Genomic DNA, 19588 nt, shown 5'->3' on the forward strand with positions numbered 1-19588 from the left:
ACTGTAGGGAGTCAACAATGTCCAGCAATGGTCGAATGCAATACCCGCTTGGCGAGGTCACCCGTGGCCACCACTATGCGATCTCCGTGCGCGATATGGACGCAATGGTTGCCTGGTACCAGGAGAAGCTCGGTGCCGTGGTAACCGGAGCTTGGGACCCGGAGGAACTTGGAGCTCACGTCCGGATCGTGACTGTCAATGGATTCTCGTTTGAGCTTGTCTCGATGAACGAATCCTCGCCGTCATCAACCCAGTGGGGTGACCCGCCCGGTATGGCCATTAAGAATGGCCCGTTCCACATGGCCTTCACCGTGGACGATTGCGCCGCCGCCGTTGCAGAGCTCAAACTTCGCGACGTGAAGTTCGCTTGGGATGTCGCCGACTACGACGAACTCAAGATGCGGTGTGCGCACTTTTGGGATCTGGAGGGAAATATTCTCGAGCTCGTCGAGGTACTCGACTAAGAAAGGCGAATTCTCGTCTGCAGTCAAAGGGCACGTGCGTGACTCGGCACCTGGTCGCCGGCCGACCGGCCGGCGATCAGACCGAAGCCCGTACGCGCTCGCCTCGAAGACCACGGTCTCGCGCGACCGTGGTCTTCGCTGGCGTGCAAGGTAGATCTTGCCTCGGGCGACTGGCGTGTTGGCGATATCGACAGCGATAGCCGTATCGCCGTAAGGGGCGGCAATGGACCAGGGATTCGTGCCGATGACTTTCTCGCGCCCGCCCCAGGGCGCCATGGCGGGGGAAGCATTGGTGGTCAGCATAGACACGCACCCGTCGGCCGCTGCGCGCCTCGTCCGACGCCAAGATTGTGCCGTTGATGTTGGTCCCGTCGTCGCTCAGTAGGGATGTGGCAACCTGACAGAATGAGGGTTGGAGGCGCACAATCCACTAAGCGAGGCAACCACAGTGACTCGACAGATCTTCGACAGCCATTTCCACATCATCGATTCCCGCTTTCCGCTCGTGCGAAACAACGGATACCTGCCACCCGAGTTCACCGCAACGGATTATCTGCGCGCCGTTTCAGACCTGGGAGTTACGGGCGGCGCAGTGGTTTCGGGTTCATTCCAGGCCTTCGACCAGACCTATCTGACCGACGCACTTGCAACACTCGGCCCGAAATTCGTGGGCGTTGCCAACATTGCCGAGACGACAAGCGATGAGGAACTTCTTCGTCTTGCTGAAGCGGGAGTCCGCGGCGTTCGGTTCAATCTCTACCGGGGCGGCTCGGCAGAAATTGAAAGTGTCTCCTCACTTGGGCGCCGAGCATGGGATGTTGCGGGCATGCACGTCGAGTTCTACCTCGACGCGAATGACCTCGTTGAGTTGGAACCGGTCATTACAGCACTTCCGAAGGTGAGCATCGACCACTTGGGCATGACTTCGGTGCATCGCGATATTCTGCTCCGGCTCGTGTCCCGTGGCGTACGCGTGAAGGCCACAGGCTTCGGCCGGGTCCAACTGGACGTGACTTCAACTATTCGGGAGATCCACCAAGAGAACCCCGAGGCGTTGATGTTCGGAACCGATCTCCCCAGCACCAGGGCTCCAGTGCCCTTCCATCGGCACGACCTGGAACTCGTTGCGGACATTCTTGCCGACGACACGAGCCTCGCCCTTTACGACAACGCGGCACGCTTTTACGGTTTGACTGCGTAGCCCCCAACCTTGCGGTTGGTTTGCCCGTCGTTGAGCTCAACAGCCGACCTCCGCCCGGGCGCCAACAGCGTCATCCTGTCCTTGGAGGAGTAACCCTGGTCCGACCGCGGCCAAGGTAGCTTTTCTGATGGGTGGCAGCTCAGTGCTTCCTTGGCCATCTTATGGATGCAACGCAGAGAACTGCTGACGACATCCATAAGGCTCCCCCCGGTCCGGCTGGAGCTGCCAGCAACCCTGCCCCGATCGGCAAGGCAACCTGTCCGAGGCGGTTTGCGAGGAGCCTCAGCGCCAGTGCGGCGCCGCGTGCGTCAGGAGGAACCGCCTGGGTAATGAGCGTCATCGTGATCGGTTGTCCGAGACCGAGGAAGAATCCAATGATGGCTAAGAGGATCGCCGCCAGGACAGGATTCCCGAACAGCCACGGCAGGGTCGCCAAGGTGGTACCTGCCCCAACGAGGCTGGCAGTGATGAGCCCGGTTCTGCTCCACCGGAACAGCATCGTGGGCAGGAGCAGTCGGGACGTAATCGAGGCGGCTGCCCGGATGGCCAGAAGGACGCCGATTCCGATGGGGGCGATCCCGTTTTCCTCCCCAACGAGGGGGAGGAATGCAACGATGATGTCGGTTGTCGCCAACAATGCCAGGCTGGCGAGCATATTGGTCTTCACGGTTGGGATACCCAGAAGGTGGGCCACAGACTTCGAGGCCGGGGCCTTCACTGGAGCTGCTTCTGTTTTTGGAGCGTTCGCACGTTGCTTCGTTGATGCTCCGAAAGCGACCGGGATGGCCAGGACCGCTATTGCCCCGGCGAGTATCAATGCGGCGTTGGCGTCCATGAGCCGGGTGTCGGCTGGTGCGTTTCCTGCAGCTCCCATGGCCAGACCTGCAACCAGCGGACCGACGAGCTGGCCTAGGGAGAATGCCGCGGTGAACCAGCCGAAGGCTGCGTCCATCCTGCTGAGCGGAACAAATCGTGCGATGGCGGGCTGCCCGGCAATCGTGAAGCACAGGTGCCCTACGCCCAGCACCGCGCTGGCCACACCAACGAGCAAAAGAGATGGGGCGGCCGAGAGCAGGAACGGACTGGCCGCGAGCAAGAGCGTCCCGGCCACGGTGATGCTCTTCATGGACGTGCGGCGGTCGGACATTCGACCCAGCCAGAGGGCGATCACCACCGGAAGGAGGGCGAAGGAGGCAGAGGTCAGGCCGACTGCAACCGAGTCTCCGCCCAGGGCCAACACCTTGTAAGAGATGAGCGGCCTTGCCAGATTGAGAGCGATCTGGCAAAGCACCGCGGTTCCAATCAGCATCCATAACCAACGGATCGACTTGCTTTCGTTCACCCCTCCCCCTTTGGTGCGGCCAAGTCAGCCGATGCCAACAGAAGCGATACCGACACGAAGTGCCTCACTGCCGGCGCTGGGCTTCTCGAAGGCAGCCCATCACCGGAAGTCCGCTGTCGTGTCTTTGGCTACCTGCAGGAGCGTCGCTTGGAAGGCCATTTCCGCGGCAGCACGTACCCTGTCGTGGCGGTGAGCGAGGAGCACCCTTCGCGACGGTGCACTCGAACCCAGTGAAACGATGCTGACACCGGGATGCTTATTCACCACTGCGGTTCGCGGAGCAAGCGCGATGCCCAGGCCAACACTGACCATGGCCTGGGCCTCCTGGTAGTCGTTGGCTTGGAAAGCGATCCGTGGAGTGAACCCTGCCGCGCTTGCGCTTCGTTGCAGTACTTCAACCACAGGATGCGCATCACCACGAACGATCCATTCTTCTGCGGCCAAATCTGCCATGTCCACCTGCTTACGGCGGGCCAGCCGGTGATCCTTTCCGACTATGAGTGCGGTTGCGTCTTCGAAGACAGTCGTGAGCGCAAAGTCGCCAGGGTCAATCCGGTTCCATTCGTAGTCCCAGAGAAGAGACATTCCAACTTGGCCGTTTTCCAGCATTTCAACTAAGTCCTCGAAGCGGCTGCTTCGGACGTGCAGTTCGATGGCCGGGTATTCCTTCTTGAACCTGCTGATCACGAGCGGGAGAAAGGATCCGCCCAGGGTGGGGAAGGTCCCCATGGTGAGGCTGCCCCGGTGGAGTCCGGCGATTTCTGCCAGATCCGCCTCTGCGGCGGCCATCTGGCGCAGGATACGGCGGGTGTGCGCAGCCAGAACGTGCCCGGCATCGGTGGGGACCATGCCACGGGTCTGCCGTTGAAGAAGCGGCTGCCCGATTTCAGCTTCCAGACGCCGTAGCTGCTGCGAGACTCCCGACGGTGAGTACACATGCTTTTCTGCAGCAGCGGTGATCGATCCAAGCTCGACCACATCCAACAGCAATTCCAGCCTTCGAATGTTCAACACAGCCGCGCCTCCTTTGAAGTGTTACTTAAGCCCCCTAAACAATCTTAGGCTCATGCTTCATCGAAAGCGGAATTTCGGGCGTCAGTCAGGTCCAGGCGTCATGAATCCTAACGAAGAGTCCTTGCTAACCCTATTTCTAACGCCCGTGATTGAAGTACAAGTGCATACAGCTGCATTATTTGGCGTTTGTAATTCATTTGAGGTTCGGATCACACTTAGATCAGCCGGCAAGGCTTGCAAGGCCCAAAGAAGGGCCCAGGAAGGTGTGAAAGCAATCATGTTTAAGATCCCAGCAGCGTGGATGCGGGGCGGCACTAGCAAGTGTTGGGTGTTCGAGTGGGACAACCTCCAAGTCCCGGGCAAGAGCGTGGACGAAGTTCTTCTGCGTCTCTTCGGCAGCCCCGACAACCGTCAGATCGACGGCGTGGGCGGCGGAACGTCCACGACGAGCAAAGCAGTCATCCTGTCCCGCTCCCTTAGCGACGCGGCCGATGTCGACTACACGTTCGCACAGGTGGCCATCGACGAGCAGAAGGTGGACTGGGGCAGCAACTGCGGGAACTGCTCCGCCGTCGTCGCCCCGTATGCCATCCAACGGGGATGGGTGACTCCCGGCCAGGAGACCACAACGGTCCGGACCCTGAATACCAACACAGACCAGCTCATTCTGCAGAAGGTTCCAACGCCGGACGGCGAACTTCAGGACCCGGGCACCCAGATGATTCCCGGCGTTCCGTTCCCCGGAATGGCAGTCGGCCTGGGATTCCTTGACCCCGCCGGGAGAACCACCGGAAAACTGTTCCCTACCGGCGAACCGCTGGACAAGGTGACCTTCGACGGACGGGAAGTGCCAGCCACTCTCATCGATGCCGGCGCTCCTCTGATCATTCTGGACGCTGAGTCCATCGGCCTCACCGGCAAAGAGACGGCCGCGGACATCGACAGCCAGGCTGCACTCCTTGTGCATCTGGACGACGTCCGCAGAGATGCCGCCGTGCGCATGGGTCTTGCAGCCACGCGCGCTGAGGCCGCTCGAGCGATACCGAAGCTGGCCCTGGTCGGCAAAGCGTCCCAGGACGATGAAGCCGACCTCAACGTCAGAATGCTGTCCATGGGAAGGCTCCACCCTGCCCTGGCCATCACGGGAAGCGTGGCGCTCACCATGGCCGCCCAGCACGAAGGCACCGTGGTCCGGGACCTTCTCACAACTGATCCGTCCTCAGGGCTGGTCATGCGCACCCCGGCCGGCATCGTCCAGACATGGGCGGAATATCGCGACGGCGTGCCCGTCGTCGGAACCATTCGAAGCGCCCGCCGCATCGCGGACGCCGAACTGCTGCTTCCAGAGTCCTGGTAAGCGGAACACAAACAAACAGCCTGTCCTCCTATCGACGCCGGAGTGGTGTTGCATTGAGGTAGGCCCTACCTAAGGATTCCTCAATGACGAGTAACAAGTCATCCTTGGAGCCGCCCGGACTCTTCCCGGAAGGCACCGACGGGCAGACCGAGCTAAGCGAACAGCCCGATCCGCCCAAGCACTCCCGGCGCACCATCCTCACGGCCGTCGGAGCCTTCGCACTGCTGGGAACGGCAACCACGATCCTGGGTGGGAGCCTGCTTAACCCACCCTCCAGCACCGAAGACGGCGATTTCAGCGGCGAAACCCTCGAATTCCTGATTCCTCTGGCTTCAGGCGGTGGAACCGATACCTGGGCCCGGTTCATCGGCACCGAACTTACTAACTACGTCCCCGGCCGCCCCGGTTTTGCACCCGTAAACGAGGCTGGCGGCGAAGGTATCTTGGGCACCAACAGGTTCGCGCGCTCAGCCAAGACCGACGGCACCGAGATCCTGGTCGGCACGGCATCCACCGTCGTGCCCTGGGTCCTGGGACGCTCGGCCGTGAAGTACTCCTTCGAAGACCTCAAACCTGTAGTTGTGAACGGCACCGGTGGAGTCATTTATGCCCGGGCCGAAGCCGGGGTTGCAGGTATTCAGGACCTGATCAACAGAGACCAGCCGCTTGAGTTCGGCGGGATCAGCGCCACAGGCCTGGACATCACTACCCTGGTAGCCTTCGACCTGCTCGAAGCAGACGTGACGAGCACTTTCGGTTTCGAAGGCCGAGGCCCGGTCAACCTGGCCCTGCAGCGCGGGGAAATCGACCTGGACTACCAGACGACCTCAGCCTACGGCTCAGCCGTAGCCGGCATCGTGAAGGAAGGCAAAGCCGTCGTCCTCATGTCCTTCGGCCAGCTGAACGAGGCCGGGGACGTCATCCGTGACCCGAACTTTCCCGACGTGCCCACGGTCGCAGAAGCCTACGAAACGCTCCACGGAAAGAAACCGTCAGGGGAAAAGTACGAGGCCTACAAGACCCTGCTCGGGCTCACCTACACCTATCAAAAAGGACTCTGGGTTCCGCAGGAGACGCCGGAGAACGCCTACACATTGCTGCGCCAGTCCAGCGAAAAACTCGGCATGGACGCAGGATTCCAAGAGAAGGCCGCCAAAGTGCTCGGCGGCTACCCCCTTGTTGCGGACCCCGGAGTGGCCGATCGCGTCCGGGACGCCTACAAAGTCAGCGGCTCCGTCCGGTCCTATGTCACAGGGCTGCTCGCGAGCAAATACAACATCCACGTTGAGTAAGGACCATCATGCTTGACTCCGCAATGGCAGCGCTGGCATCCCTCGCTGACCCCTCCCTCCTCATCATGCTCCTGATCGGCACTGTCGCCGGTCTGATCATGGGCCTCATCCCAGGCCTGGGCGGCACAGGCGCCGTCGCGATCCTGCTGCCGATCACCTTCGGCATGGAACCGCCCCAGGCCCTGGCGCTCCTCATCGGTGCCCTCGCAGTCGTTCACACCTCCGACACCGTCTCTGCGGTACTGCTCGGCGCCCCAGGTTCAGCATCAGCCAGCGTCACCATGCTCGACGGCTACTCCATGGCCAAGAAGGGGCAGGCAGCCCGCGCGCTGACCCTGGCGTTCCTCTCCTCCATGGCCGGAGGCATCATCGGCGCGGTCGGTCTGACCCTGGCGATCCCACTGGCCCGGCCCTTGGTCCTTTCCTTCGCGAGTCCCGAACTGTTCATGCTGACCGTCCTCGGTGTTTCATTGGCCGCAGTCCTCTCACGGGGAAACATCATCAAGGGAGTTTCGGCAGGCCTCCTTGGCCTGATCCTTGGGATGGTCGGGACGTCACCGACTACGGCGGAGGAGCGCTTTACGTTCGGCAGCCTGTTCCTCGGCGACGGCCTGTCGCTCGTAGCTGTAGCCCTTGGCGTCTTCGGACTCGCCGAGATTGCGTCCCGCGCCAGCCAACGCCGAGGACAGAAGGAAAACATCACCCTCGGCGGAGGCTGGGGACAAGGCATCCGGGAATGGCTCACCCACTGGACCCAGGTCATCCGTGGAGCACTCATCGGAATCTGGGCAGGCGTCCTGCCCGGCGTCGGCGCCACCGCTGGAACCTGGATGGCCTACGGCCAGGCCGTCGCCACCGCCAAAGACAAGCGCCAGTTCGGCAAGGGAGACCCCCGCGGCATTGTCGGCCCCGAAAGCGCCAACAACTCCGTGGAAGCCGGCGACCTGATCCCTACCCTCCTCTTCGGCATCCCCGGCGGCGTGCCCTCAGCGATGCTCCTGGGAATGCTCCTCACATACGGCATCCAGCCAGGCCCCTCCATCATCACCGAACACCTCGACCTGATGTACCTGATCGTCTGGTCCTTCGCGATCGCCTCGATCCTTGGCGCACTGCTCTGCTTCCTCAGCGTCAAACAGCTCGCAAAACTGACCAAGGTCCCCTTCGCCGTCCTGGCAGCAGGCCTCGTAGCCATCATGCTCCTGGGCTCATTCCAGGAAGGCGGCCAGCTCGGCGACCTCTGGATCATGATCATCCTCGGCGCCTTCGGCTGGCTGCTGAAATCAACCGGATTCCCCCGGGCACCGTTCCTCATCGGCTTCGTCCTGGCCATCCCGCTGGAACGCTACTACTTCCTCACCGACAGCCTCTACGAAGGATTCGACTGGATGGCACGCCCTGGCGTCATGGTCTTCCTGGCAATCCTGATCCTGCCGATGATATGGGCATTCATCAAGTTCATTCGCGCCCGCCGACACACCAACCTTGACGATGGTCACCGGGATGAACAGCCTGAGGACGACGAAGCTCCGCTGAAGAATTCAACCTGGTCCCTCACCGCATCAGGCATCTTCTTCGTCGCGTTCGCGGCCGCCTTCATCTCGTCCGCTTCGTTCTCACCGGAAGCCAGGCTGGTCCCCCAGTTGGTGAGCACCGGAGGCCTGATCTTCTCCGGCATCCTGCTCTTCATTGAGATCCGGAGAAGGCTTCGCGCCAGAACCCCGAATGCAGACCAAACCATCTCTGACGAGGCAGAGGGGATCCTTGGCACACAGCCCGCGAAAGCAGGTTGGACCCTTGACGCAAAGTTCGCCTTGAAGACCTTCCTATGGATGACAGGATTCCTGGCCCTCACGGCCGCCTTCGGATACCTGATTGCAGTCACAATCTTCATCCCGGCCTTCCTCCTGATAGTCGCAAGAGCACGGCTCAAGGTCGCTATCATCTACACCGGCGTCCTGTACATCGTGCTCCTGGCACTGCCCTCGCTGCTGCCGATCGACCTGCCGCAGGGCTGGCTCAACACCCTCGTCTAGCACCGGACACCCCGTAAATAGAACGCCATTGGAGAATCAAAGAAAATGACGATACTCGTAGCCTACGCATCCGCCCCCGAAGGCAGGGAGGCACTGACCGAGGGGATCAAGGAAGCCCACCGGCGGAAGTCAGACCTGCTCATCGTCAATATCGGCCGCGGCCACCACGACCTGGACGCACAGGAACTGCAGGAGCTGGAGAGCCAACTGACCAAGGCCGGCCTGGCCTTGACCCTCGAATCCTCAATCCTGTCCGATCCGGGGGACGCGGTCATCCAGATCGCACAGGACCGCAACGTCGAAGTGATTGTCATTGGGCTGAGGCACCGGTCGATGGTGGGCAAGCTCATCCTGGGAAGCACCGTCCAGCGCATCCTGCTGGATGCGACGTGTCCGGTACTCGCAGTCCGGGCCGACAAACTCTGACCCGGCGCTACTGACTGCCGGACACATTGTCCGGCGCGTGTGCTGCCGTTCCCGCACTCCATCGCAACAGGTAAGCCCGACGGACGGGCGCGAGGACAGCGCAGCACGCAAACGGAGGCAGGGTGACCAAACGGTCACCCTGCCTCCTCCCATAACTACCAGAAGAACTATTCGCCCGAACCGCCCCAGATTAAGGACAACCGAAATGAACAGCCGCTCTCGCAAAATCACGCCCCACACCGGATCCCCGAGGGCCGAACCCATTCCCAACTGGTCCACACTTTCCCGGGCCGACCAAGTAGAGATCCACAATCACGGACAAGTCATTACCTCAGGCTGCATCGATATGCTCGCCATGGACGGCAGCGTCCTCTGGCTTCAGCAGGACGACGGAAAGGGCAGGGCACTGTTCCTGCACAGTGACGGACTGCGCGTGTACCGGCGACTAGTCAAGCAAAGCTGAGCCGCCCCTCCGAACACCGGTTGGCGCGACGCCCCCGGCACCCGCCCCCCGGGCCCAAGGCCGAGGCCCAGGCCCAAGCCCAAGCCCAAGCCCAAGCCCAAGCGGGTCTACGCGGCGAAAGCGATCTCCTCAGTGCGGGCGATGCTTCTCCGGATGGACGCCTTGTCTACGCCAAGGAGCGCCGTCAACCACATCCCGTTCTGGACGACGACGATGTCAGCTGCCCGCTCCCTGCATTCATCGCCGGAAAGCCCGGGCTTGGCATTTCCTATGAGCGCCGCGAGTCCGTCGAGATACCGCTCAAAAGCTGCCGCATTGATCAACGCAAAGTCTTCATGGGCTTGCGCAAGCGCCCAAAGGTGCAGACGCAGGGACAGATACTGTGTGGTCAGGAATTCCGGGTCCGCAACGCGCCGGAGGGCCTTTTGGAGCTGTTCGTCCGGTGGCGACCCCGGGTCGGGGGCGACCAGCCTGAGGTCGCTTTCGTCAATTCGATTCAAGGCCGCTCGGATCAAGCTCGATTTGTCTTCGTAGTAGTAATTCACGAGCCCCAGTGCGACGCCGGCTTCGCGAGCCACCGCGCGCATGTTGACCCCCGAGATGCCGTGGCGGGACAGCAGGGCCAGCGCCGCTTCGAGGATGCGCGACTGCCTGTCAACCTGTTCGCCTGAATTCACGATGCTTGTATCCACTTGGCCAGACTATGGCGAAAGCCGCGATGGTGCATCTCCGCCAAAGAAGACGCCCCGCGACGTTATTTGACGCCGCGCTACGTTCTGTTGAGCGTCCGCTACGTCCGGTGAACGTCCATGTCCTGCCCCGTTGTGGCGCTGTTGGGCCGTCCGTAATCTCAACTCCAGTACCCGCCCCAACAAAGGAATTTCCATGGCAACACCTCAGGACAACGGTCCGCAGAACCCGCAAGGCTCTACCCGCATCGTGGCTGGACAGTCCCCCACGCCCAAGCGTCCGCTCGGCCTGAAGATCGGCATCGTGGCCGGCATCCTCGCCTTGGTGGGCGGCGGCGTGGCCGTCGCCTCCGCCGTCTCCAGCAACTCGTCCAGCACCGGCACCTCGGCCGAGGCTGCAGCGCCTGCCGGCAACCCCGCCGCGGAGCTGAAGCTCGGCTACTTCGGCAACGTGACCCACGCCCCGGCACTGGTTGGCGTCAGCCAGGGCTACATCGCCGAGGAACTGGGTGACACCAAGCTCACCACGCAGGTCTTCAACGCCGGACCCGCCGCAATCGAAGCCCTGAACGCCGGAGCCATCGACGCCACGTACATCGGCCCGAACCCGGCCATCAACTCCTTCGTCAAGAGCGGCGGGGAGTCCGTGAACATCATCGCCGGTGCCGCCGCCGGCGGTGCGCAGCTGGTGGTCCGGCCGGAAATCACTTCCGCCGCGGGCCTCTTGGGCAAGACCCTCGCCTCGCCGCAGCTCGGCGGAACGCAGGACGTCGCGCTCCGCGCCTGGCTCGCCACGCAGGGCTACAAGACGAACGTTGACGGCAGCGGCGATGTAGCCATCAACCCCACCGAAAACGCGCAGACGCTCAAACTGTTCCAGGACGGAAAGCTCGACGGCGCGTGGTTGCCTGAGCCGTGGGCCTCCCGCCTGGTGCTCCAGGCCGGAGCCAAGGTCCTGGTGGACGAAAAGGACCTCTGGGACGGTTCGCTCTCCGGCAAGGCCGGCGAATTCCCCACCACCATCCTGATCGTGAGCAAGACGTTTGCGGCAGAGCACCCGGACACCGTGAAGGCCCTGTTGAAGGGACACGTGAAGTCCGTGGAGTGGCTGAACAGCGCCGCCGCCGATGAAAAAGCCAAGGTCATCAACGCCGCCCTGAAGGAAGCCGCCGGCGCTGAGCTGAAGGCCGACGTGATCGACCGGTCCCTGAAGAACATCGTGTTCACCGTGGATCCGCTGGCCGGAACCTACCCCAAGCTGCTGAAGGACGGCGTTGAAGCCGGCACCACCAAGCAGGCGGACATCAACGGCATCTTCGACCTCACCGCCCTTAACGAAGTCACAGGGGAGAAGACCTCGGCCGCAGGGCTGGGTAAGTAGTAGCACCGCGCTGCTGAGACCTTTTCTTCACGCAACCCGTTCATCCGCCCGGAACTGCAAATCAGTTCCGGGCGGATGAGCGGGTTAACGGCCGTGTTGAGTTCGCCTAAATCGCTCACGGAGGTCCCGCCAAAGTTCCCGTGCAGAGAGACAATGGCGGTATGAGCACAGAAGAACCGTTGCCACCCGCCGCCGTACCGCCCACGCCGGATTCCCGCCCAACGGTCCAGCGCGCCGAGCCTGCCCCTCCACCTGCTAGTAAACCGACTTCCACGCGCGTCACCCGTGCAGCGGTGATTTGGAGTGCCGTTGCGGTCAGCCTCGTGGTGCTGGTGCTGCTGATCATCTTCTTCATCCAGAACCAGGACATGGTTGCGGTGAAGTTCCTCGGCTGGGAAGGCAGGCTTGCCCAGGGCGTGGCCTTCTTCATCGCCGCGGTCGGCGGCGGCATACTCGTGGCAATCGCAGGCGGTGCGCGCATCCTCCAGTTGCGCCGTAACGAAAAACGGCGGCGCCGGGTCACCAACCTGTAGGGCAGCCGCCCACGGCTGCCCTCAGGCTTTCCCCTGACCCAACTCCTCCGCGGCTTTCCGTGCGCCGCGGACGGCGATGGCGACGCTCATCAGCGTGGGATTCATGGCCGTAGCGGTGGGGATGAGCGCATTGCCGCCCACCACAAGGTTGCTGTAGCCCCACACCCGCGACCATGGATCGGCCACCGAGGTGCCGTCGTCGGACTCCCCCATGCGCATGGTGCCCTGGTAGTGCAGGCTGGAACCGTTCGGCATCAGGCGCGGCTCGGCAACGAAAGCTCCGAGCGCCTTGCCTGCCCGGCGCAGCCGCTCGGTGGCGTCGGCGATCTCCGCGTTCTCCCGCTCGGTGAGTGCGTATTCGATCGTCATGTTCGGGAAGCCCCGGTAGTCCGGTTCGCTGTCGTCAAAGGTCACGGCGTCCTCGTAGCGGGGGTGCTTGCGCATGCCATAACCCATGTTGACGTAGCCCCAGCGGTTCTCGGCGTAGGGCGCTCCGGGCTCCATCGGAAACGGAGTCGATTCGGAGTACATGACCTGGACGGAGAAGGGGTGCTCCGGCTCCGAGAACGGGATCCGGTTCACGGCCGCCACAGGGTCAGCGGGATTCAGGGCGCGTCGGGACAGCTCGGCATCGAGGTCCTCTTCGGTGGCGAAGCGCTCCATCTTTCCGGCATCCAACGCAACCGTGGAGATGACTACGGGGTGCTCGGTCAGGTAGTGGCCCAGGGCCTGGGGCCGGACGCCCGAAGCCCACAGAAGTTGCGGTGAGCGGAAGGCATCCGCAGCAACCACCACGATGTCCGCGGCAACAAAAGACGTTTCGTGGGTGCGGAGATCCTCGACAGTGACCCCGGTGACCTGGCTGCCGTCCAGTTCCACCCGGCGGACCAGAGTCAGGTCACGGAGTTCGAACTGCTGCGAGAGGGGGCTCTCCGGATCGAGGAGCGGGCCGAGGACAACGTCGGCGCCTGCCCAGCGGATCGAGCCGTCCGGCAGCGGGTCGCCAGCAACGGGCAGGGTGTCCACGCCGTAGCCCTCCGGGAGCTCAGCGCCGAACTCCTCATCGAGGAGCGCCCTGATGGCTGCCCCAACCGCGGAATCGGCGAACGCGGCCCCCTGCACGTGCAGCAGTTCCTTGGCGGAACCAATCAGTTCGTCCCACTCGTCGTCCGCGATGAACGGGATCTTTTCGCTGAAGGCCGGCGACGGCGTCGCACACGTCCAGTGGGCACCCTGGCCACCAACGTTGGTAGCCGCAGCCGCGGCGGGGAAGCTGGTGGCGTGGGCGGAGCCGGCACCGCCGTAATCGAGCAGGTGTGTGCCCTGGCGGGCGGTGAACATGCCCTCGGTGACGGTTCCGGCCGGAATGCCTAGCGACTCACGGTACGCGCCGGCCTGCGGCCCCTGTGACATCTCCCGCGCACGGGCTTTCTGGCCGGGATCGGCGATGTTGCGGACGCTCTCGCCGGGACGGTCCGTCAGCTGCGGTCCTGCTTCGAACATCACCACCCGCGCGCCGGGGACTCGTTCCAGGAGCACCCGGGCGTAGGTGGAGCCAATCGGCCCGCTGCCGACGACGGCGATGGTGGGGTTGGTGGACATGGTGTCTCCTTCGACAAAGGGTCAGACCGGTTGGGTCTCGGACGTTGTTTGGGCGGCGGGAACGGGCTCATCCGAAAGCCGGCCGTGGGGAAGCAGCACGGCTGCGACAATGCCGACGGCGTAGGTAGCCGCCAAGGCGATGAAAATGGGGACGAACACTGTGCTGTAAATCCGGGCGATGTCCGCCTGCACGGCGGGCGCTGCCCCATGGACAAACTGGGGGGTCAGGGTGGCAGGGTCTAGGCCCGCCGGAAGGAGGGCGGCCACACCGAAGCCGATCACCCCGCCGATGATCGCCGTCGCCACCGTTGACCCCACCTGCCGCACCAGGTTGACGGTCGCCGTGATAGTGCCTGTCTGGCTGGCCGGGGCAGCGCCTTGGACAACGGCGATAATCAGGCTCATAAAAGCACCTGTACCAATTCCCACCACACCCATCACGATCATCGGGACCCAGAGCGGAAGCCCGGCAGGCAGCATGGCCATAACAAAAAGACCGGCGGCTCCCAGCGACGTCCCAATGATCGGGAACACCCGGTAACGGCCCGTCCTGCTTGCCAGATAGCCAGAGAGGAGGTTGCTGACCAGCATGCCGAACACGGTGGCGATCGGAACAAGCCCGGACACCGTTGCCGTGGTCTGGTAAGCCATCTGAAAATACGTGGGCAGGTAGGCGGTGATGGAGAAGAGCCCGACGCCGATAATCGCCGACAGCGCGGTGCCCGCCGCAATAGTGCGGTTGGCAAAGTGCTTCAGGGGCACGATGGGTTCCGGTGCACGGCGCTCCACGATGAAGAAGGCAACGAAACCTGCGACACTCACGGCGAGCGCAGCGAGCGTGGCAGTGCCCGCGGTTCGCTCGGCCGCCCAGGACACAGCCAACACCAAGGACACCAGGGAGGCCGTGAAGATGGCGGCTCCGGCGACGTCGAAATGCCGTGGAACGGTTCCCGGTTCCAGGTGAGGTATCGCGATGAGTGCCAGGCCCAAGGCAACTGCTCCCACCGGAATGTTGATCCAGAAGACCCACGACCAGCCCCAGTAGTCGGTGATGGCCCCGCCGAGCACCGGACCCACCAGGATCGCGATGGGAAAGGCCGCCCCAATAATGGCCATGTAACGGGGCCGTTCCCGCTGGGTGGTCACGCGGGCAATGATGGTCTGGGACATCAACTGCAGTCCGGCGGAGCTCATCCCTTGCAAGACACGCGCGGCAATGAGCCAGGAGATGTCCTGGGCAAAGCCGCAGGCCAGGGAAGCGGCAAGGAACGTCACCAGCGACACCAGGAAGACCCGCCGGGCTCCCAGGACGTCGCCGAGCTTGCCAAGCACCGGCAACAGCACCGTGCTTGCGAGGGTATACCCCACCACAACCCAGCTCATGAGTTTCAGGGCGCCCAGTTCTCCGGCAATCGTGGCCAGCGACGTGGACACCACGGTGTGGTCGAGGGCCCCGAGGAAGGAGACCGTGAGCAGGGAAATAACAAGGAGACGGAATCTCAAAGGCGAAAGTGGCATAGTCATCTACCCGAACGATCGGGCCATCGACGCGACGTGTTGTGCCTCCGCCGCACCATCACGACAGAGAACGGATCCGGAGGGGACCCCGACGCCACCATCATCATAGCGCACTTTAGTCTGAAAGCAACAAAAGAATGACTGGATCAAACACTGACATTCCCCGCCGCTCCGAGTGCAGCCAGGTCCCACCCGAGTGCGCAGTCGTCCAGGAAATCCCCGACGTCGTTCACGGCCCTGCCTGTGGAGCAAGCCTCGAAAGCCCGCCGGAGCGCCAGCCGCGCCGAGGCCTCAAACCGACGTGGAGCAGCCAACGCGCCTTCCTCCGTGCAGGTCTCAACCCGAGCCAGGCCTGCCGGCTGGTCCACCGTCACCTCAGACCTCACCTCCCCCAGCGCCAGGATCCGCACCAGGCCTCCCGAGCCGTGCCCCGCTTCAACGTTGCCTGCCACGGTGACGGCCGGACCGCCCTGCCCTTTCCGGAGTTCCAGGAGCGCAACCCGGGCCTGGGCCGTGGCAGAACCTGCAAGAAGGCCCAGCGGCCCACCCGCGAAGACCCTTGCCCACCCAAATCCATCACGGATCACCGAGATAAGTTCCGATGCGGGCGCGGCGCACTCGACGGCGATAATGCTGGCTGGAATACCTGCCCGTCCCTGGATTGCATCGTCAACCAGATCGGCCCTTAGGCGGGGACGCTCAACAATGACAGGGATGTCTGTCAGCGCCAGGAGGACCTCCCGGGCCTCCCGGGGCAGGTCCTGCGGGTTCGCGACGACGATGGCTGCCGCACCCGCGGCCTGGGCTGCGAGCGCACGGTCCCACCACACGCCAACTCCGGGCACCACCACCACAGAACCGCGAGGGCTTTCCGACAATGCTGCACTGACAGGGAGTTCGGCGACGGCGGCCCGATAGTCGGGCAGGACGGCGCAGACACCCCTCCGCAGTGTCGCCCCGCTCATACGTGCACACCCTCGAGCAGTTTTGCGGAAGCGCCGTCAGCCAGGGCAGTGACGTAGTGGGAGTCCGCAAGCAGTTCGTCGTATTCCACGGGCACTCTTTCCTCAAGGAGCGCAGCCAGCAGGCGCCACTCCGCCACATAGCCGTCTTCCGGATCACGGCTGTAGGCCGTCCAACGCCCGCCTGGGGTGCGGACGCGCGTGGCGGCGCTTCCCGCATGGACAAACGCCGGCGGGAAGTCCACCTCGATGCGGTCATGCGACGTGGAGATGCTCATCCGCCACAGGGCATCGGGCCCTGCCGGAAGCATGGTGAGGGCAAGCTGTACCAGGACTCCGCTCGCACGGTAGCCCACCACATAGCCGATCGGCGGAACCAGCCGCGCATACACCACTTCTTCAATGTCGGGCGCAAGGTCCCGCAGCGCCGGGAGATCATGGATGGCCAGCCCCGTCAGCAGTTGCCTCAGGACATCCGCTGCCACGGCGGGGTCAGTCAGGTCCGGCCTGCCCCGCCGCGCAGGCAGGAAGGGCCCTCCCTCAGCCACGAGCCGGTGGTAGCGCTCGTTCGGCGGCAGCGCCAACGTGACAGACACCGCCTGCACCCGGCCTTCAAGTGCCACGAGGTGATGCCTGGCATGGCCCCACGCCGCATCAAACAAGTGGTTCGTGCCGACGAGGAGGATCGTCCCCGCCGCACGGCAGGCGGCCACCACCTCTTCAGCTTCTTCCGGACTGGTGGCCAGCGGCTTCTCGCAGAAGATAGCCCGCTTTCCCGCGGCCACGGCGGCGAGGACCTGGCGTCCATGCTCTGCGGGCGGACTGCACACCGCCACCAGGTCCACGTCCGGGTCGGCAAGAAGATCCGAATCACCCTGCGACCAGCGGGCACCAAGCCCCTCCGCGAGGCCACGGGCGCGCCCGCTGCCGGCATCAGCGATGTGCACCACGTTGAACAACTCCCCGAGCCGGCCCAGGGTTGCAAGATGAAGCGCAGCAACTCCCGGACCGGCGCCCAGCACACCTACATTCCAAGGCATCGTCGCCCCCCTTCTTATGTCTCTATTATTCATAAGTCAGGTCCGTTCTGGCTATAGTCGCGCCACACGACACCTTAGTGGGTGTCAATGTGTGAGAATTGTGACCATGACGACAGACTCCACACTCCGCTTTGGAGCCCAAACGGATGAAGTGACGAGCCTTTTACGGATCGTCAACCTGGTGCGCACGGGCGAAGCAACCACCCGGCCGGAAATCGGCAAGGTCACCGGCCTAGGCAGGGGCGTAGTCAGTCAACGCGTGGACCAGGCCATTCATATTGGCTTCCTGGGCGATGGCGAGTTCGGAGCCTCCTCCGGCGGTCGCGCGCCACGGACCCTGCGTTTCCGGGCGGAACAGGGACGGATCATCATCTGCGCCCTTGGAGCGGCTCATATGAGGGTTGGCATTACCGCCCTCGACGGCGACATCCTGGAACACACGCACCGCACCTGGGATATCGCACAGGGTCCGGAGAAGACCATCGATGCCGTCATGTCCCTGGTCGAGAACTTACTGAAGAAGGACCCCAAGGTGCCCGTGTGGGGTGTGGTGGTAGGGCTTCCGGGACCGGTGGACTTTGCTTCGGGGCAGCCTGTGGCGCCCCCGATCATGCCGGGGTGGAACGGTTACGATGTCCGCACTCCCTTTGAAGAACGCTTCAATGCACCGGTTTGGGTGGACAACGATTCCAACCTGCTTGCCCTCGGGGAACGCGCACGGCGGCGCGATTCCCTGGCGGACCTGATCTACTGCAAGATCGGTTCGGGGATTGGGGCGGGCCTGCTCTCCAAGGGCAGGATCCACCGGGGCGCGAACGGGGCCGCCGGCGACATCGGCCATGTCCGGGTATCCGACTCAGATGCACAATGCCGCTGCGGCAAAATCGGCTGCCTGGAAGCCGTGGCCGGCGGCTGGGCGCTCGTCCGGGATGCCGAACTCGCCATCAAGGAAGGTGCCACAAGCTCCTTGGCAGTCAGTGCGAAGAAGGGAGCGCTGACGCTGGAACAGATCACCCTGGCAGCCCAGGCCGGGGATTCGCTCGCCATAACCCTCGTCCAGAAGTCGGCGAGGGTGGCAGGCGAGACCATTTCAGCCCTGGTGAACATGTTCAATCCGGGGATCATTGTGATCGGCGGTGCGATGGGCTCCGCCGGCGAGGTATTCCTGGCAGAGGTGCGCCAACGGGTCTACGAACTCTCACTGCCGCTCGCTACACGGGACCTCACCATTACCCTCTCGGTCAACGATGAACGCGAGCCCCTGCGTGGCGGAGCGGAACTGGCCCGCGAGCAGCTCTTCGACGTCACCTTCCCGCGCTGGTTCGCGGAGGGCCGGCCCTCACCGGAACGGGCAACTGTTCTGGCTTAGGGTTTCCGTCAACACTTCTTCCTGATTTCGACTTAAGCATGTATCTTCGGATCATAAGTCTCGCCACGAAGGAGTGCCAGCACCATGTCCACACCCATCAAAACGATGATCATCACCGGCATGACCGATGTCCACCACGACTGGCGAAAGACAACGCCGGCGCTGAAGGAACTGCTCGAAGGGACAGGCCGGTTCCAGGTGCGCGTCACCGAGGAGTTCCGCGGAGCCACCGCAGCAACCCTTGAGCCCTACGACCTGGTCATCCTCAACTACTATGGCCGTACCGACCCGTGGCGCAATGTCCCGGAGGAGCGTTTCGGCCCCGTCGCAGAGCAGGCGCTTTTCGACTTTGTGGCGCGCGGCAAGGGCCTGATCGCCTACCACCCCACGCTCGCCGGCGGCGTGGGCTGGGAGCCGGAATACGAGCGCCTGCTCGGCGGCGTGATGCGCGAAGACACCTCCCGACGGGCTCCAAACAACGACTTCCTCCTGCACACTGCGGAGCCCCACCCCATCACAGCCGGCTGGCCGGCCGAGTTTCCGCATTACAACGACGACCTCTACGTCGGCCTCAAATGGCCCGAGGGCGTCAAGAAAACCGTCCTCCTGCAAGGCTGGGATAACCCCCTGCGCTACACGCAGGTTCCCTCGCAGTGGCGCAGCCTGCCGGGCATGGGCGAGGAGCATCCGGTGGCCTGGGCCGTCGAGTACGGCGAGGGCCGCTCAGTCTCCATCGGGATCGGCCACAACGTGCAGGCGATCGGCCACCCCGCCTTCCGCGCGCTCTTCCCACGGAGCGCGGAGTGAACTGGTCCCCAAAAGTTGGACTCCTTAATGTGCGGGTCCCACTTTAGCGGCCAAGGACCGGCCCTTCGAAGAAGTCCCCGTCCCATTTGGGA

Annotated in this window: 18 protein-coding genes and 1 pseudogene; 11 read left to right on the top strand and 8 right to left on the bottom strand. The window is 63.4% G+C overall.

What is annotated here, in order from left to right; genetic code table 11:
- The first annotated feature begins 17 nt into the window (after positions 1 to 17).
- Complete coding sequence (locus ACFC25_RS06655) at positions 18 to 464, top strand: VOC family protein (protein ID WP_337345346.1); 447 nt, start codon at positions 18 to 20, stop codon at positions 462 to 464.
- A 141-nt stretch (positions 465 to 605) separates the two neighbouring features.
- Here ACFC25_RS06655 and ACFC25_RS06660 read toward each other — a convergent pair.
- Positions 606 to 797, bottom strand: a pseudogene (locus ACFC25_RS06660) (Ldh family oxidoreductase); the annotation flags it as partial.
- A 115-nt stretch (positions 798 to 912) separates the two neighbouring features.
- Here ACFC25_RS06660 and ACFC25_RS06665 point away from each other — a divergent pair.
- Positions 913 to 1665, top strand: a complete 753-nt coding sequence (locus ACFC25_RS06665) for an amidohydrolase family protein (protein WP_376044532.1) — start codon at positions 913 to 915, stop codon at positions 1663 to 1665.
- 139 nt (positions 1666 to 1804) lie between these two features.
- On the opposite strand, the gene ACFC25_RS06670 is transcribed toward ACFC25_RS06665, so the two are convergent.
- Both ACFC25_RS06670 and ACFC25_RS06675 read right to left on the bottom strand, forming a co-directional pair.
- Positions 1805 to 3007 (bottom strand): MFS transporter, encoded by a 1203-nt coding sequence (locus ACFC25_RS06670; protein WP_376044533.1) that lies wholly within the window; start codon positions 3005 to 3007, stop codon positions 1805 to 1807.
- A gap of 99 nt (positions 3008 to 3106) precedes the next feature.
- Positions 3107 to 4021: a LysR family transcriptional regulator gene (locus ACFC25_RS06675; RefSeq protein ID WP_376044534.1), complete on the bottom strand. Its 915-nt coding sequence runs from the start codon at positions 4019 to 4021 to the stop codon at positions 3107 to 3109.
- Positions 4022 to 4298: 277 nt separating this feature from the next.
- Here ACFC25_RS06675 and ACFC25_RS06680 point away from each other — a divergent pair, with 277 nt between their 5' ends.
- The 5 genes from ACFC25_RS06680 (at position 4299) to ACFC25_RS06700 (ending at position 9595) form a co-directional block, all read left to right on the top strand.
- Positions 4299 to 5378 (top strand): PrpF domain-containing protein, encoded by a 1080-nt coding sequence (locus ACFC25_RS06680; protein WP_337350601.1) that lies wholly within the window; start codon positions 4299 to 4301, stop codon positions 5376 to 5378.
- 83 nt (positions 5379 to 5461) lie between these two features.
- Positions 5462 to 6670 carry a Bug family tripartite tricarboxylate transporter substrate binding protein gene (locus tag ACFC25_RS06685; protein ID WP_376044535.1) on the top strand — a complete coding sequence of 403 codons (1209 nt, stop codon included), beginning with the start codon at positions 5462 to 5464 and terminating at the stop codon, positions 6668 to 6670.
- An 8-nt stretch (positions 6671 to 6678) separates the two neighbouring features.
- Positions 6679 to 8706, top strand: coding sequence for a tripartite tricarboxylate transporter permease (locus tag ACFC25_RS06690; RefSeq protein WP_337350599.1), 2028 nt, complete (start codon positions 6679 to 6681; stop codon positions 8704 to 8706).
- 45 nt (positions 8707 to 8751) lie between these two features.
- Positions 8752 to 9132: a universal stress protein gene (locus ACFC25_RS06695; protein WP_376044536.1), complete on the top strand. Its 381-nt coding sequence runs from the start codon at positions 8752 to 8754 to the stop codon at positions 9130 to 9132.
- 205 nt (positions 9133 to 9337) lie between these two features.
- A complete protein-coding gene (locus ACFC25_RS06700) occupies positions 9338 to 9595 on the top strand; it encodes a hypothetical protein (RefSeq protein ID WP_376044537.1) in 258 nt (85 codons plus the stop codon).
- A 107-nt stretch (positions 9596 to 9702) separates the two neighbouring features.
- Here the strand turns inward: ACFC25_RS06700 and ACFC25_RS06705 are convergent, their stop codons facing one another.
- Positions 9703 to 10287 (bottom strand): TetR/AcrR family transcriptional regulator, encoded by a 585-nt coding sequence (locus ACFC25_RS06705; protein WP_337345323.1) that lies wholly within the window; start codon positions 10285 to 10287, stop codon positions 9703 to 9705.
- 193 nt (positions 10288 to 10480) lie between these two features.
- Here ACFC25_RS06705 and ACFC25_RS06710 point away from each other — a divergent pair, with 193 nt between their 5' ends.
- Both ACFC25_RS06710 and ACFC25_RS06715 read left to right on the top strand, forming a co-directional pair.
- Positions 10481 to 11665, top strand: a complete 1185-nt coding sequence (locus ACFC25_RS06710; RefSeq protein ID WP_376044538.1) for an ABC transporter substrate-binding protein — start codon at positions 10481 to 10483, stop codon at positions 11663 to 11665.
- Between the two features lie 161 nt (positions 11666 to 11826).
- Positions 11827 to 12198, top strand: coding sequence for a lipopolysaccharide assembly protein LapA domain-containing protein (locus tag ACFC25_RS06715; RefSeq protein WP_337350596.1), 372 nt, complete (start codon positions 11827 to 11829; stop codon positions 12196 to 12198).
- Between the two features lie 21 nt (positions 12199 to 12219).
- Here ACFC25_RS06715 and ACFC25_RS06720 read toward each other — a convergent pair whose 3' ends face one another.
- From ACFC25_RS06720 to ACFC25_RS06735, 4 genes are all read right to left on the bottom strand, one after another.
- Positions 12220 to 13800 carry a GMC oxidoreductase gene (locus tag ACFC25_RS06720; RefSeq protein WP_376044539.1) on the bottom strand — a complete coding sequence of 527 codons (1581 nt, stop codon included), beginning with the start codon at positions 13798 to 13800 and terminating at the stop codon, positions 12220 to 12222.
- A gap of 21 nt (positions 13801 to 13821) precedes the next feature.
- On the bottom strand, positions 13822 to 15324 hold the full coding sequence (locus ACFC25_RS06725; RefSeq protein ID WP_376044540.1) for an MFS transporter: 1503 nt from the start codon (positions 15322 to 15324) through the stop codon (positions 13822 to 13824).
- A gap of 140 nt (positions 15325 to 15464) precedes the next feature.
- Entirely contained in the window at positions 15465 to 16283 is an 819-nt protein-coding gene (locus ACFC25_RS06730) for a hypothetical protein (RefSeq protein ID WP_376044541.1), read from the bottom strand.
- On the bottom strand, positions 16280 to 17320 hold the full coding sequence (locus ACFC25_RS06735) for a Gfo/Idh/MocA family protein (RefSeq protein WP_376044542.1): 1041 nt from the start codon (positions 17318 to 17320) through the stop codon (positions 16280 to 16282). Before ACFC25_RS06735 ends, ACFC25_RS06730 begins: the two co-directional genes overlap by 4 nt.
- A 106-nt stretch (positions 17321 to 17426) precedes the next feature.
- Between ACFC25_RS06735 and ACFC25_RS06740 the strand changes: the two genes are divergently transcribed.
- The gene (locus ACFC25_RS06740) at positions 17427 to 18689 is read left to right on the top strand and encodes an ROK family protein (protein WP_337345316.1); all 1263 of its coding nucleotides are present in this window, start codon (positions 17427 to 17429) and stop codon (positions 18687 to 18689) included.
- An 84-nt stretch (positions 18690 to 18773) separates the two neighbouring features.
- The gene (locus ACFC25_RS06745; RefSeq protein WP_376044543.1) at positions 18774 to 19496 is read left to right on the top strand and encodes a ThuA domain-containing protein; all 723 of its coding nucleotides are present in this window, start codon (positions 18774 to 18776) and stop codon (positions 19494 to 19496) included.
- Positions 19497 to 19588 lie beyond the last annotated feature (92 nt).

This window comes from Pseudarthrobacter sp. NPDC055928 (assembly GCF_042270935.1).
Lineage (GTDB): Bacteria > Actinomycetota > Actinomycetes > Actinomycetales > Micrococcaceae > Arthrobacter.